We start from the raw sequence: 13989 nt of genomic DNA on the forward strand, positions 1-13989 counted from the left end.
GGCTATAAACTTTTACGCTGATTGGAAGGGGGAATAAGCATCGCTTCTCGGTACTTCGCAATGGTTCTGCGCGCAACGTTAATTCCCTGTTCTGCCAGAAGTTGAGCCATCTTGCTGTCGCTTAATGGTTTTTTCTGGTTTTCCGCTGCAACCAGTTTCTTAATGAAAGCTCTGATTGCTGTGGATGAGCACTCACCGCCATCATCCGTCCCGACGTGGCTTGAGAAGAAATATTTTAGTTCAAAAAGTCCTTTTGGGGTATGCATGTATTTTTGAGTCGTCACCCGTGAAATGGTGGACTCATGCATTTCTACCGCTTCGGCGATATCGTTAAGGACCATAGGTTTCATGGCTTCTTCGCCATATTCGAAGAAACCCTGTTGGTATTGCACTATGCAGTTTGCCACCTTGAGCAGTGTTTCGTTGCGGCTTTCAAGGCTTTTGATAAACCATTTAGCCTCTTGCAGATGGCCACGAATAAATTGGCTATCAGCTTGATTTTTTGAACTTCGGGCCATTGCTGCATATTGCTGATTTACGTTGATTTTTGGCATGCAGTCAGGGTTTAATTCGACCACCCAACGGCCGTTTTTCTTCGACACCGATACATCGGGGATCACATATTCTTCATCGACAGGGGTGATGAGTAAACCGGGGCGAGGATTTAAGGTTTGGATCAGCGCAATACTGTCCCTTAACTCGTCCTCTTTCAGTTTGGTCTTACGCATTAACAGCCTAAAGTCGCGAGCGGCGATCAGATCTAAATGATCTTTGATCAACATGCGGGCGTTTTCGAGGTGTGGAGTATCCGGCGAGAAGTGGGAGAGTTGAATAAGCAGACATTCGCTTAAATCCCTTGCCGCGACACCAACGGGGTCGAAGTGTTGAATACGCTTGAGCACGGCTTCAACTTCGTCGAGTTCAATCTCGGGATTGCCCATGGCTTCGAGGATATCTTCAGTGCTTTGAGTGAGATAACCTTGATCGTCGATGGCATCAATAATCGCGGTGGCAATGGCTAAATCGGTTTCAGAGAAGGGCGTGAGGTTTTTTTGCCATTCTAAATGTTCGTACAACCCCTCGCTAGTTTCCCCTTGGAAGGGCATGTCATCTTCACGGCTAGCGCCAGAACCTGAGTTTGGCGATGCGGTAAAGACTTCATCCCAAGTGGTATCCATGGGTAACTCTTCGGGCAGAGATTCTTTGGTCAGCGACTCGGCAATGTCCACGGTGGAATTATCTTGTTCCTGTGGTTGGGCTGTCGTTTCGCTAAAGTCGGTATCGGCGATATCTTGCTTACGTTCGCTAGGCGCGTCAAATTGCTCCTCTTCCAGCTCGAGAAGAGGATTAGAGTCTAAGGCTTGCTGGATTTCTTGTTGCAGTTCCAATGACGACAGTTGCAGCAGGCGAATGGCCTGCTGAAGTTGTGGCGTCATGGTTAACTGTTGACCCAGTTTGAGCTGGAGTGACGCTTTCATGTTACCGCTGATCCCTAGGTTATTATTGTGAGTTTAGGTCGCTTGATATCATATGGATGGAGCCTAGCGCTCTCAAATTCAAGGCTTATTAGCTTTGTTTTAGTAACTATAGCCTGAATTGTTCACCTAAGTACACAGCCCTAACTTGCTGATTGTCTAAGATCTCTGCGGGTGTGCCCTCGGCAATAAGATTACCGTGACTCACAATGTAAGCATGTTCACAGACGTCTAAGGTCTCGCGCACATTGTGGTCAGTGATCAGTACACCAAGGCCTCGGCTCTTAAGCTGCTCGATAATTTTCTTGATATCGATAACGGAGATCGGATCAACGCCCGCAAAGGGCTCATCAAGCAGAATAAACTTGGGGTTGGCCGCTAAGGCGCGGGCAATTTCGACGCGGCGACGTTCACCGCCCGATAAGGACATGCCTTGGCTGTCACGAATATGGGTGATATGGAACTCTTCTAGCAGTTGCTCTAGTGCTTCTTCGCGCTGGTCACTATTGAGCTCTTTACGGGTTTGCAGTACCGCCATGATGTTGTCGTGTACGGTTAATTTACGAAAGATACTCGCTTCCTGTGGTAGGTAACCAATACCTTTGCGGGCACGCAGATGCATAGGATCGGCGGTTAAATCATCATCGTCGATAAAGATATGGCCTTTATCGCTTTTAACTAAGCCCACGACCATGTAAAAGGTGGTGGTTTTACCCGCACCGTTAGGGCCGAGTAGACCGACGACTTGACCCGTTTTTACTGTCAGGCTGACATCTTTGACAACCTGGCGGCTTTTATAACTCTTGGCGAGATTCTGTGCTTTTAAGGTGATTTGGGTCATTTAGAATCCTGTTTTTTCACAGGTTTATCTGTTGGTGTATTTTTGAGTTCTTCCTGATAATTATCAGGTTGAATAATGGTAATTACGCGATCATCACCATTGCCGCTACTTTCGGCGATCAGTTTTTGCTGAATAATATCGTAACGAATTAAATTGCCTGTAACTTGACTACCCGCTTGGTCTAGGGTCGCTGTACCAGTTAGGGTCAACGTCCGAGTGGCCATTTCATAGCGAATCTCTTTGGCGCTAGCAGATGCAGGGCGGCCATCATCAAGGATTTGGCTGTAGGTTGCTGGATTTCCTGTAGCCAGTAAGACTTTACTATTTTCGCCTTCGACAGAAAATGCACGGAGTTGATCCGCATGGATTTTAATTGAGCCTTGAACAACTTCAACGGGACCGAAGAAAATGATCTGATTGTTTTTAATGTCCGCAGTTTGACTGACGGCTTTAATTTTCACTTCTTGCTGTAAGTCACCGATCTTGGCGAAGGCATTCATGCTTATCATTAGCATTAGGCTGGCAAGTAATATGTTATTTTGCTTCATAGGTTCCTACTACCTGACTGGTCAATTGCACTTCCTGCGCGTTAAGGTCGGCATAAAGGCCTTGCCCTTGAATATTAAAATCTTTCCCTGTGACGTAAATGATGCGGTCAGAGGTCATTATCATTGTGTTGAGATCGAGTTCTAAAAAACTGGTGGACAAGGTTTGTATCGGTTCACCAGGGCTGATGGCATCGATAATAACATTATTTTCTAATACAACCTTGCCAGTATCTTTGTTGAGTCGACCTTGATCGGCTCTGATCTGCCATTTTGCTTTACCTTGGTCGGGATACACAAGATAGACAGGCTGAATAAAGTCGGTTTGGTTTTTAAGCTCATAGTGTTCCATGTGCTTTGCCGTGACGCGACTATTGACTTGTCCTTGCTCGTTAAACTCGATGCTGCGCAGATCTTCGATAATGTAGTCGGGTCTGTTTGTATCGTTCAGGCTGCTATCGGTATCGCCACCGCGTTTTTGTTGGACCTGCCAATACAGCACTAGTGCAGTACCAAAAAAAGCAATAATGGCGAGGGTCACACGACTCATATGCTCATCCCATGGGCTGAGGTAAATTTGTTTTGACTCAGAAGTAACAGATCTGTCAGCTCTCTGAGCGCACCATGACCACCATTTAACTGGGTCACAAAATGGGCGTGTTGGCGCACATAGGGATGTCCATCGGCGACACAGACGGCAAGACCGACGACATTCATCACTGGCAGGTCGACAATATCATCACCGATATAGGCAACTTCTTCTGGTGTGACATTGTAGAGCGACAGCAGTTCTTCATAGGGGACAAATTTATTATCCACACCTTGATAAATATGGGTTACACCGAGGGCCGTCATGCGGTTTTCAACAATTTTAGACTGGCGGCCTGTTATCACGGCCAGATTAAAGCCACTGGTCAATAAAGAGCGCACTCCATAACCATCGCGGGTATGGAAGGCTTTGAGCTCCTCACCCGAGTTGCTTAAATAAATGCGGCCGTCAGAAAATACCCCATCCACATCGCAGATCAGCAGTTTAATTTTTTGCGCTCTTTGCCACACATCATCGCTGATCGGGCCGTAAAATCCTTGCTGTGGCATTAAATGACTCCCGCTTTAACCATATCGAGCATATTGAGCGCACCGACAGGATGATTGTCTTTATCTATCACTATCAGGCCGTTGATATTTTTTGAGTCCATCACTTGCAGCGCCTGTGCTGCCAAGACGTTTTCAGTAATTGTGACACAGTTTCGCGTCATCACATCGGCGATAGGCGTGGTGCGTAGGTTGACTTGGGCATCGATAACGCGGCGTAGGTCGCCGTCGGTAAAAATACCCACGAGTTTGTTTTGTTCATCGATCACCGCCGTCATGCCTAGGCCCTTCTTGGAGATTTCATACAGGGCATCGGTAATACAGATATCGTGTTTGACGAGTGGCAAGTCATCGCCGCTATGCATGACATTACTGACTTTTAACAGTAGCTTACGCCCTAGGGCACCGCCTGGGTGAGACATGGCAAAGTCTTCCCGAGTAAAGCCTTTGGCTTGCAGCAGCGCAATGGCCATCGCATCACCCATCACTAAGGTTGCGGTGGTGCTCGAGGTTGGCGCAAGCCCGAGCGGACAGGCTTCTTCAGGCACTTCAATACATAAATGAATTTTGGCCAAACGTGCCATCGTGGACTCCGGTTTGCCAGTCATAGCAATCACGGGAATGGCTTTACGTTGGATAACAGGCATCAGTGCGAGGATTTCGCTCGATTCACCCGAGTTCGAAATGGCGAGGATAATATCATTATCAGAGAGTACGCCTAAGTCGCCATGGCTGGCTTCGCCAGGATGCACAAAGAAGGCTGGGGTGCCAGTGCTGGCGAGGGTAGCAGAGATTTTATTACCAATATGGCCAGATTTCCCCATCCCCATCACGATGACTTTGCCGGTGCAGTTGAGGATTAACTCGCAGGCTTGGGCGAATTCAACGGAATCGACATATTGATAAAGATTGTCGAGGGCCGATTTTTCAATATCGATGACTTTACAGCCCCACTGGCGCAATTGTGATTGGTCTACCATGTCTATCTCTCTTCTTGCATTGTCTTTGTCGCCCCGTCTGGGATTGGAATAGCACAATTTGGTACGCGATAAAGATGATAAAATTAACGGCTTGTTACTTTGAGTCGCATGCTATTGTTTAAGCTCTGCGCCTAGGCATTAGGGCAGAATATATCGTTTAGCCATTGAATGCCTTGAGCAATATCATCGTCTTTGGTATTTCCCTTTTGCCACCCGCAGTGAGTAAGGTAACTATGATGGCCAGTTTGATGCTTAATTGCAGAACTCAATAGCGTTTTTAAGTTAAGTTGTACTCACATTATCTTTGTATCAATTAGCTTATGTCTTGACCGTTTACAAAACCATTTTGCTAATTTATCAACACTGCTGAAAACATTAAGTAACACTTTAGCTTCACAGAGCGAAAACTTAGGGCGCATTCTCGCTGGAAATGAGGCAAATTGAAAGTATCGCAGGACGATAGTGTCGATTCTGTTGTAGGTTAAAGCGCAATTACGTACAATTTGCGGCTCTTCGATTGGTCTGGGCAGGAAGCGTAGGCCACCTCTTTTCAAATATCGGAATCAAGCATGACTCAAGAACAAACGCCGTTGGTTGAGATCCGTCATTTGGGCTTTCGCCGTGGCCAGCGTGTCATATATGAAGATATTAGCCTGTCTATCCCTAGGGGCAAAGTCACCGCCATTATGGGACCGAGTGGTATAGGTAAGACCACCTTGCTCAAGCTTATCGGCGGCCAATTAACGCCCGATAGCGGCCAAGTGTTGTTCGATGGACAGGATGTGCATGCGGCGAGCCGTAGCGAATTATTCGAACTGCGCAAGCGCATGAGTATGTTGTTTCAAAGTGGCGCATTATTCACCGATATTAACGTATTCGATAACGTTGCCTTTGCGCTACGTGAACATTCAGGCCTGCCCGAAGAGATTATTCGGACTATCGTGCTGATGAAACTTGAGGCCGTTGGTCTACGGGGCGCCGCGCAAATGATGCCCAGCGAGTTATCCGGTGGGATGCAGCGCCGCGCCGCGCTTGCTCGGGCGATCGCCCTTGAGCCAGAAATGGTCATGTACGATGAACCCTTTGCCGGACAAGACCCTATTTCTATGGGCGTGCTGGTTAAGCTTATCCGCGAACTTTCCGATGCTCTTAATTTAACCTCGGTTGTGGTGTCCCACGATGTGGATGAAGTGCTCGGGATTGCAGATTATGTGTATGTGGTTGCAGATAAAAAAGTTATTGCCCATGGCACGCCTGAGGAGTTAAAGCATGCGGATAATCCGCAGCTCAAGCAGTTTATTCAAGGTGCGCCAGATGGCCCTGTGCCGTTCCATTATCCGGCAAAGGATTACCAGCAAGAATTATTGGCAAAAGGAGTTGGCAAGTGAAGTTATTAGATAGTATTGCCGACCTTGGCCGCAGCGCTATCGAGTTAGTGCTCGGTTTTGGCCGTGCAGGCCTGATGCTGTGGGGCGCGATTGTTCGTTGGCCTCGGGTGCGTAAAGGTTTTCCATTATTAGTGCGCCAAATCTATGTGGTCGGCGTACAATCTATGGTCATTATTGTGGTCTCCGGCCTGTTTATCGGCATGGTATTGGCGCTGCAGGGCTACAACATCTTAGTCGGGTTTGGTACGGAGGAGAGTTTAGGCCCGATGGTGGCCTTAAGTTTACTGCGTGAACTTGGCCCCGTGGTTACAGCCTTGTTATTTGCTGGCCGCGCAGGTTCGGCACTCACCGCCGAAATCGGTCTGATGAAGAGTACCGAGCAGTTATCCAGCTTAGAGATGATGGCGATTGACCCACTGCGGCAAATCATTGCGCCACGCTTTTGGGCGGGTGTAATAAGCATGCCGTTGTTGGCGCTGATGTTTACTGCGGTAGGTATTTATGGCGGCCATTTAGTGGGCGTGGAATGGAAGGGGATCGATGGTGGTGCCTTCTGGTCGATTCTGCAAGCCTCGGTAGAATGGCGCCAAGACATAGTGAACTGCCTGATTAAGAGCGGTGTTTTTGCCGTGGTGGTGACTTGGATTGCGCTATATCGTGGTTATCAAGTGATCCCTAATCCAGAGGGGATCAGCCGTGCAACTACTTCAACTGTGGTGCAATCGAGCCTCGCCGTATTGGCATTGGACTTTTTACTAACAGCCCTGATGTTTGGCCGCTAACGGATTGCAGCGCCAAGGATACAGATCGACGGATTAACAGAGTGGTAACTGAGCATGTTGACACGAAAAATTGAATTATTAGTGGGTGTGTTTCTTTTAACGGGCTTAGCGGCCTTTTTAGTGTTGGTGTTTAAAGTCGCCAATATTGAAGTGCAGACCAGCGACAGTAGCTATACCCTCACCGCCAACTTCACCAATATCGGTGGCTTGAAGGTTCGCTCTCCGGTCAAGGTTGGCGGCGTCGTGGTTGGCCGCGTGAGTAAGATTGATTTAGATCCAGTCAAACTGGTGGCTGTGGTGACGATTGTGATGGACAAGCGTTTCGATAAATTTCCTGAAACCAGTAGCTTAGCTATTTTAACTTCAGGTTTGCTCGGTGAGCAGTTCCTCGGATTAACACCGGGCTTTGTCGATGATGACGTGAGTATGCTTAAGGATGGCGACAAGATTGACGATACTCGCTCAGCATTAGTGTTAGAAGATCTGATTGGTCAGTTCTTATATAGTATGGGTTCAAAGGATAAATAGGGGTTACCGCTATGTTTAAACGCTTATCGCGCTTATTACTGCCGTTAGTATGGATGTTTACCGCAACGACCGCACTGGCGGATGACGCTCAGGTTAACACTATGGATCCTTATGCCATGGTGAAATCTGTTGCCAACAAAACCTTCGATCGGTTCCACAAAGACAAGGCGTTGATTGACGCCGATGCGGATCATCTCAAGGTGATTGTGCGTGAAGAATTAATGCCTTACATCGACTATAAATACGCCTCTTACAAAGTGTTAGGTCAGTATTTAAAAGAGTCGACTGAAGATCAGCGCAATCGTTTCGTCGATGCTTTTGAAGGCTACTTAGTTTCAACCTATGCCCAAGCTTTTACCGAATACACTAACCAAAAAGTGGAGTTTTCGCCTGGTAGTGATTTCAGCAATGAGAAGATTGTCGATGTAAACGTACAGATTATCGAAGCGGGTCGTCCGCCGATTAAGCTGTTGTTTAAAGTTCGTCGCCTCAAGGATGACTCTTGGAAGGCGTTTGACCTAGTCGCTGAAGGCGTGAGTTTGCTGTCCTCTAAGCAATCTGAAATCTCGAACCTTATCCGCCAACAGGGGATTGATTCAGTGATTAAGATGCTGGAAGAGCGCACCAAAGACAAAGTGACTAAAAAGCCTAAAGCAGGGAAGTAAGCGCCGTGGTTGAATTTGTGCAACAGGGTAACATTTGCCACCTAAAAGGGCGTTTATCACAGGAGCAAGTGGTCGAGCTATGGCCGCAAAGGCAAAGCCTGTTAAGCCAAGATACCCAAATGTTGTCGCTCACTGAGTTGGAGTACAGCGACAGTGCTGGTGTGGCATTTTTGCTGGCGTTAGTGCGCCAGCATGGCACGCCACTGAAGCTGTGCTCGGCATCGGAGCAGTTAAAAAAATTAATCGATTTATATGATTTACAATCCTTCTTCAGCGAAGAAGCGAATTGAAAAGGTACCGAATTTCATGGAATGCAGCTTAATAGAACAGATTTTACGTGACGCGTTAGCACTCGATGAAGTGCACGCCAGCTCCGATGGCAGCCACTACAAAGTGATTGCCGTGGGTGAATGTTTTGACGGTATGAGCCGCGTAAAACAACAACAAGCCATTTATGCACCCCTGATGAGCTATATCGCCAGCGGTGAGTTACATGCATTAACGATTAAAACTTTCACGCCGACTCAATGGAAACGCGAGAAAATTTTCAACAGCTAGTAGTGAGGAAAAGTGGATAAATTAGCGATTCAAGCAAGCCCTCCGCTTGCTGGTGATGTGATTATTTCCGGTGCCAAAAACGCTGCGCTGCCGATTCTAATGGCAGGCGTGTTAGCCGAAACTGATTTTATTGTGTCGAATGTCCCCAATTTGCGCGATGTGAGCACCAGCTGTAAATTGCTGCGCTGCCTAGGCGCCGATGTGGATGAATTAGGCAATGGTCAAATCCGTATTTCGACCAAGAATCTTAATGAGTTCTGCGCACCTTACGATCTCGTTAAGACCATGCGTGCCTCGATTCTGATCCTTGGCCCGTTATTAGCCCGTTATGGCACCGCAGACGTGTCATTACCCGGTGGCTGCGCCATTGGTGCTCGTCCAGTAAACCTTCACTTACATGGCCTCGAAATGATGGGCGCTAAGATTGAAGTGAAAGAAGGTTATATAAAGGCCCGTGTCGATGGTCGCTTAAAGGGCGCCCATATTTTTATGGACATGGTGAGCGTAGGCGCGACCGAAAACCTATTGATGGCCGCGGCACTTGCCGATGGCGAAACCGTGATTGAAAACGCGGCCCGTGAACCAGAAGTGATCGACTTAGCTAACTGTTTGATTGCTATGGGCGCGAAGATCACCGGTGTCGGCAGTGCCACACTGCGTATTCAAGGCGTTGAACGTCTACAGGGCTGTGAATATCGTGTGATGCCGGATCGTATTGAAACCGGTTCATTCCTTGTTGCCGCCGCTGTGACCCGTGGTCGTATCCGTTGCTTAAAGGCAGACCCTGCTTCGTTAGAGTCTGTTATCGCGAAACTCGAAGATGCGGGTGCCAAGATCACTACAGGTGAAGATTGGATTGAGCTCGATATGGAAGGCAAGCGTCCAAAAGCGGTAAATATCAAGACGGCACCATATCCTGGTTTCCCAACCGATATGCAGGCGCAGTTCTGCGTGCTCAACGTATTAGCCCAGGGCACGGCGACCATTACCGAAACCATCTTCGAAAACCGCTTTATGCACGTGCCAGAACTTATCCGTATGGGCGCGACCATGGAGCTTGAAGGCAATACCTGTATTATCCAAGGCATTGAGTCTTTGAGTGGGGCGCAGGTAATGGCGACCGATTTACGTGCGTCGGCAAGCTTGGTGATTGCAGGCTTAGTTGCCGATGGTAAAACCATCGTCGATCGCATCTATCACTTAGACCGCGGCTATGAGCATATCGAGCAGAAGTTCCAAGGATTGGGCGCGCATGTAGAGCGTGTGCAATAACATTTGCGTAGGACTAGCTCCTAATAAAAAACCAGCCAAGTGCTGGTTTTTTATTGAGCGCAATTTATTTAGGTAAAAAGGAAAGAGACATCTAAATCCGTCATTCCGCAGCTAATTCCAGAATTTAAATAGTGTGATCTGGCGATCAGCTTTTCATAAAAACTACGACACCATCTTGACCGCGATCGACAGTTTTGATCTATTACTGCTATTTGACGGTCTCAAAATATGTCTACCCATCCTGTTATTAAACGCTTAGATCACCTTGGTCTCATTGCCGCCTTTTGTCACGAAATTGGCCTGCCACGGATGATAGATGCCGTTATCCCAAAATATTCTGACCACAATGTTTCTCATGGTGACGCGGTATTGGCCATGCTCCTAAATGGACTTGGCTTTCATAGCAGAACACTGCACATGTTCTCGGACTTTTTTAAGACCAAGCCTGTATCTAAGCTACTCGCCAAAGACATTGAAGCACACCACCTGACTGATGATGTACTAGGCCGCACATTAGATGCTCTATACGAAGCCGATGTCTCAGCGCTCTATCAGGTTATTGCTGAGCGTGTTGTTGATAAACTGGGCTTGACGACCGATTCTGTTCATCTTGATATCACTAGCTTCCACGTTGATGGTGAGTATGCACAAGATGAAAACACCAACGTGATTAAGCTTGTAAGAGGTTATAGTCGGGATCATAGGCCAGAGCTTAACCAAGTCGTGCTTGAACTCATCTGTGAAAACCAAGCAGGTATTCCTGTTTACATGCAAGCACTGAGTGGTAACACCAATGATGCCAAGGCATTCGCTGAAGTCACTAAAAGACACATACATTGCCTAAAAGCCGCGCAAAATAGTCGTTACTTTATCGCTGATGCCGCTTTGTACACCGAAGAAAGCATCTCCTCGCTAGATGAGCAAAATCAAAAATTCATTACCCGTGTCCCCATGACCATCAAGCTCGCAAAACAAGCACTACTTGCGCTAGAGCCAGAGCAATTAAGCACTATCGGTCATGGCTACTCAGGATGTTGGATAGACTCGGATTACGGAAAGGTCAATCAACGTTGGTTGCTCGTTCACAGTGAACAGGCCACCAAGCGGGAAGAAATCACTTTCTTCAAGAACTTAGAGAAAAACATAGCAAAAGAAATCAAAGCGTTGGAAAAGCTAAGTAAAAAACCATTCGCTTGTGAAGTTGACGCAGAATTAGCGTTTAACGATTTCAAGAAACAATGTGACTTACTTGGGTTTGAACAAGGCACTCTCATCAAACAGCCGACTTACTCTCATTCGGGCCGCCCAAAGACAGATGAAGCACCGACAGGATACCAATACTTTATCGAAGCCGCCCCCTTCACCGACCTAGAAAAAGTAAAACTGGCTAAGCTCAAAGTAGGCATGTTTATCCTCGCGACGAATGACACCGACAATGAAGCACTCACCATGGCGGCTCTTCTAGCACATTACAAATCGCAACAAAAAGTCGAGCGCGGCTTCCGTTTTCTAAAAAGCCCTGAGTTTTTAACCTCTTCCATCTTCTTGAAAAAGCCTGAGCGCATTGAAGCGTTGCTAATGATAATGACGTTGAGCTTGCTTGTTTACGCTAGTTTAGAACACAAAATCAGAGAACAACTCGCACAAACCGAAGCGTTCTTCCCAAGTATGGTAAAGAACAAGACGACCTCCAGACCGACGGCACGTTGGGTCTTCTTGCAATTCGAAGGCATAGATACGCTAGAGATTAACGGCCAAAGGTTCATCACTGGACTTCAAGATCACCAAACACAACTACTCAAATTACTCGGTAGATTCTATGAGGTAGTTTATTCCTAAATTAGCTGCGGAATGTCGGCTAAATGCTGGATCTGGTTGATGGATGAGTCATCCGACTTTCCGCACCTGATTTAGGAATAAATTTGCCGATACCGTTCGCCTAACACGTCGAGAATGATCTGCTGGTCCACTGTGAGTCCTGTGACTTGAGGTGGCGCCTCTCCCAACTGGTACTCGTGCACCCCGCCAAAGCGTAAAAAAATCCACCGCGCAGTCGGTTTTTGCGTGGGTTTCTTTTTCATGTCCGCCACACTCCGGTTCTGCTCTACTAAGCCCTGCCGGATCCGGTGCTCCAGCGCCGCATAAATCATCAGGCTACAGGTCATCACCATCAGCAACGCTTCGATACGTTCCGGTTTTTTAAGATATAACGAGGAGGTTAAAAATTCGGGACTTTTCAGAAACCTAAAACCACGCTCGACATTCTGCTGGGCTTTATAGGTAGCCAACAGCTCAGCCATGGTGAGCGTTTCACTGTGATCATTGGTCGCGAGGATGAACACCCCTGTCTGGTTGCGCGCCTCAGCCACCCGCGCCAAGCTACTTGCGGCTAACCCCTTGATGTGAAATTGGTAGTTCACCGGCATTTCACCCTTTTGGGGCCTTCCGCGCCCTGCATAGATAGGTTCACTCACGACTTCTGCTTCTAGTTGCAGCAGATTTAAGCTGACAGCAAAACGGGCTAATTCAGCCTGCGCATCGGTCTCGCAGGCAAAACGCTGGGCACATAATTTGTTGAAGGCTTTCAGTTCACGCGTGCTGTCTTTCAGTAGGTTTTTGGCTAATGTTTGCTGCTCACGGTGGCTGGCCTGTTCGCTGCGCACCAGCAACCAACGCTGCGCGACGTCGGCATAATTGGCGCTTTGCCAACAGCCATGATAGCCATTGCCCAGCGCAACCAGCGACTGGGTGCCAATGGTTGCCACGGCTCGCTTGGCTTCATTGAGGGTGACAGGCACACGAGTCACGAACAACTGTTGCTGTTGTGCCAGTAGTTGCAAGGTGTCGGCGCAATACAGCGCCGCATCGCCGACCAGATAACGACTCTCCTGCGCGGCCTTGAGACTGCTCAAGTGGCGCCGTACCGTCTGGGCAAAGGCCTTGGTATCATTAATATTACCACTCAAGGCTTGCATGTAGATGGGCAGGCCGGCCTGATTTTCACAGATAAGCTCCAGGATAACCTGGTTTAGCTCTGGCCGATGGTCGCGGCTATAGCCCCGTACCAATTGCAACTTACCGAGCTGCTCGCCATCGGCTTGGTCATAGGCGCCATCGACGTGGAAGCTGGTGATATCGAGGTGTACTGCAGTACTTTTGAGCCCCAATCGTTCAACGACCTGCTCCGCCATCACCTGATAAAGCGTGCTGACATCGGCCTCAAAGAGGGCATCAAGGCAGCGGCCGAGCACATCATCATTGAGGTCATCGGCACAGATCCCCGGGCCAATCAGGCGTTCTACAGGCTTGTTGGCAAAGAATTGCGGGAACATGTGCAAGGTCGAACTATGAAAGCCAAGACCGTTCAGTATCATCGCCACCAACGCTTCACCATGTGAGACTTTGTAGGGCGGCGTTTTGGGTAGCACCGCATCAATCATGCGAGCAATGCCGAGTTCTTGGCAAAGTGCAGCGACCAAACCAAGGTGGTCGAGGTTACGGATAGAGATAGCGGGAGCGGCCATGATGAATTACCTGCAAAAGAGAGTAATAGATCAGAATGACCGATCGCCGTCAAGTTTTTTAAATCGAAAATTAGGTGCGGAATGACGGGTCATGGCATTTGCTCGACGACTCGCAGCGAGTCCTTCCTTGGATGCTCGACCGCCCCATCCATGGGGCGGACGGTCGTCTCGCTAATCACCATGGCTTTCCCTTTTAGCATCGGTGTAGTCTGCAGGTTTTAAAGAAACACACAGCATGCTTTGGGACAAAAGCGTCATAGACCCTTTACTCTAACTCTTCAGTTTCGGATTAAAATTTCTATGGGTAACGCCGCAGTGAAATGGCCGAAAAGCGTA

At 48.0% G+C, this 13989-nt stretch carries 15 protein-coding genes; 8 read left to right on the forward strand and 7 right to left on the reverse strand.

All coding sequences use genetic code 11. The features are described from left to right. Window positions 1-2: 2 nt before the first annotated feature. From FJD32_RS03770 to FJD32_RS03795, 6 genes are all read right to left on the reverse strand, one after another. A complete protein-coding gene (locus FJD32_RS03770) occupies window positions 3-1478 on the reverse strand; it encodes an RNA polymerase factor sigma-54 (RefSeq protein ID WP_140907246.1) in 1476 nt (491 codons plus the stop codon). A gap of 106 nt (window positions 1479-1584) precedes the next feature. Continuing rightward, a complete protein-coding gene (gene lptB / locus FJD32_RS03775) occupies window positions 1585-2316 on the reverse strand; it encodes an LPS export ABC transporter ATP-binding protein (RefSeq protein ID WP_037422019.1) in 732 nt (243 codons plus the stop codon). Further along, a complete protein-coding gene (gene lptA, locus FJD32_RS03780; RefSeq protein ID WP_037422024.1) occupies window positions 2313-2864 on the reverse strand; it encodes a lipopolysaccharide transport periplasmic protein LptA in 552 nt (183 codons plus the stop codon). Before lptA ends, lptB begins: the two co-directional genes overlap by 4 nt. Next, window positions 2851-3411 (reverse strand): LPS export ABC transporter periplasmic protein LptC, encoded by a 561-nt coding sequence (gene lptC, locus FJD32_RS03785; RefSeq protein WP_055648106.1) that lies wholly within the window; start codon window positions 3409-3411, stop codon window positions 2851-2853. The genes lptA and lptC overlap by 14 nt, the downstream gene beginning before the upstream one ends. Beyond that, the gene (gene kdsC, locus FJD32_RS03790) at window positions 3408-3959 is read right to left on the reverse strand and encodes a 3-deoxy-manno-octulosonate-8-phosphatase KdsC (RefSeq protein ID WP_037422031.1); all 552 of its coding nucleotides are present in this window, start codon (window positions 3957-3959) and stop codon (window positions 3408-3410) included. The genes lptC and kdsC overlap by 4 nt, the downstream gene beginning before the upstream one ends. Beyond that, window positions 3959-4936 carry a KpsF/GutQ family sugar-phosphate isomerase gene (locus FJD32_RS03795; RefSeq protein WP_037422034.1) on the reverse strand — a complete coding sequence of 326 codons (978 nt, stop codon included), beginning with the start codon at window positions 4934-4936 and terminating at the stop codon, window positions 3959-3961. The genes kdsC and FJD32_RS03795 overlap by 1 nt, the downstream gene beginning before the upstream one ends. 569 nt (window positions 4937-5505) lie before the next feature. Between FJD32_RS03795 and mlaF the strand changes: the two genes are divergently transcribed. The 8 genes from mlaF (at window position 5506) to FJD32_RS03835 (ending at window position 11968) form a co-directional block, all read left to right on the forward strand. Then, entirely contained in the window at window positions 5506-6324 is an 819-nt protein-coding gene (gene mlaF, locus FJD32_RS03800) for a phospholipid ABC transporter ATP-binding protein MlaF (protein ID WP_037427130.1), read from the forward strand. After that, entirely contained in the window at window positions 6321-7106 is a 786-nt protein-coding gene (gene mlaE / locus FJD32_RS03805) for a lipid asymmetry maintenance ABC transporter permease subunit MlaE (RefSeq protein WP_037422041.1), read from the forward strand. Before mlaF ends, mlaE begins: the two co-directional genes overlap by 4 nt. A 54-nt stretch (window positions 7107-7160) precedes the next feature. Next, entirely contained in the window at window positions 7161-7634 is a 474-nt protein-coding gene (gene mlaD, locus FJD32_RS03810; protein ID WP_037427133.1) for an outer membrane lipid asymmetry maintenance protein MlaD, read from the forward strand. Between the two features lie 11 nt (window positions 7635-7645). Further along, window positions 7646-8299: an ABC transporter substrate-binding protein gene (locus FJD32_RS03815; RefSeq protein WP_037427135.1), complete on the forward strand. Its 654-nt coding sequence runs from the start codon at window positions 7646-7648 to the stop codon at window positions 8297-8299. 5 nt (window positions 8300-8304) lie between these two features. Next, entirely contained in the window at window positions 8305-8589 is a 285-nt protein-coding gene (locus FJD32_RS03820; protein ID WP_088586686.1) for an STAS domain-containing protein, read from the forward strand. A gap of 16 nt (window positions 8590-8605) precedes the next feature. Next, the gene (locus FJD32_RS03825; RefSeq protein ID WP_011621481.1) at window positions 8606-8857 is read left to right on the forward strand and encodes a BolA family protein; all 252 of its coding nucleotides are present in this window, start codon (window positions 8606-8608) and stop codon (window positions 8855-8857) included. Window positions 8858-8869: 12 nt separating this feature from the next. Further along, window positions 8870-10129, forward strand: coding sequence for a UDP-N-acetylglucosamine 1-carboxyvinyltransferase (gene murA, locus FJD32_RS03830; RefSeq protein ID WP_037422055.1), 1260 nt, complete (start codon window positions 8870-8872; stop codon window positions 10127-10129). A gap of 228 nt (window positions 10130-10357) precedes the next feature. Further along, window positions 10358-11968 (forward strand): IS1634-like element ISSpu7 family transposase, encoded by a 1611-nt coding sequence (locus FJD32_RS03835; protein ID WP_011787758.1) that lies wholly within the window; start codon window positions 10358-10360, stop codon window positions 11966-11968. Between the two features lie 71 nt (window positions 11969-12039). Here the strand turns inward: FJD32_RS03835 and FJD32_RS03840 are convergent, their stop codons facing one another. Beyond that, window positions 12040-13653, reverse strand: a complete 1614-nt coding sequence (locus FJD32_RS03840; RefSeq protein ID WP_011715680.1) for an IS1634-like element ISShes12 family transposase — start codon at window positions 13651-13653, stop codon at window positions 12040-12042. Between the last annotated feature and the right edge of the window lie 336 nt (window positions 13654-13989).

This window comes from Shewanella sp. LC6 (genome assembly GCF_006385735.2).
Classification (GTDB): domain Bacteria; phylum Pseudomonadota; class Gammaproteobacteria; order Enterobacterales; family Shewanellaceae; genus Shewanella; species Shewanella xiamenensis.

Coding starts and splice junctions, on each gene's coding strand:
- FJD32_RS03770 (WP_140907246.1), bottom strand. CDS start 1,478: ATGAAAGCGTCACTCCAGCTCAAACTGGGTCAACAGTTAACCATGACG.
- lptC (WP_055648106.1), bottom strand. CDS start 3,411: ATGAGTCGTGTGACCCTCGCCATTATTGCTTTTTTTGGTACTGCACTA.
- FJD32_RS03835 (WP_011787758.1), top strand. CDS start 10,358: ATGTCTACCCATCCTGTTATTAAACGCTTAGATCACCTTGGTCTCATT.
- lptA (WP_037422024.1), bottom strand. CDS start 2,864: ATGAAGCAAAATAACATATTACTTGCCAGCCTAATGCTAATGATAAGC.
- lptB (WP_037422019.1), bottom strand. CDS start 2,316: ATGACCCAAATCACCTTAAAAGCACAGAATCTCGCCAAGAGTTATAAA.
- FJD32_RS03795 (WP_037422034.1), bottom strand. CDS start 4,936: ATGGTAGACCAATCACAATTGCGCCAGTGGGGCTGTAAAGTCATCGAT.
- FJD32_RS03815 (WP_037427135.1), top strand. CDS start 7,646: ATGTTTAAACGCTTATCGCGCTTATTACTGCCGTTAGTATGGATGTTT.
- FJD32_RS03825 (WP_011621481.1), top strand. CDS start 8,606: ATGGAATGCAGCTTAATAGAACAGATTTTACGTGACGCGTTAGCACTC.
- mlaD (WP_037427133.1), top strand. CDS start 7,161: ATGTTGACACGAAAAATTGAATTATTAGTGGGTGTGTTTCTTTTAACG.
- kdsC (WP_037422031.1), bottom strand. CDS start 3,959: ATGCCACAGCAAGGATTTTACGGCCCGATCAGCGATGATGTGTGGCAA.
- FJD32_RS03840 (WP_011715680.1), bottom strand. CDS start 13,653: ATGGCCGCTCCCGCTATCTCTATCCGTAACCTCGACCACCTTGGTTTG.
- mlaF (WP_037427130.1), top strand. CDS start 5,506: ATGACTCAAGAACAAACGCCGTTGGTTGAGATCCGTCATTTGGGCTTT.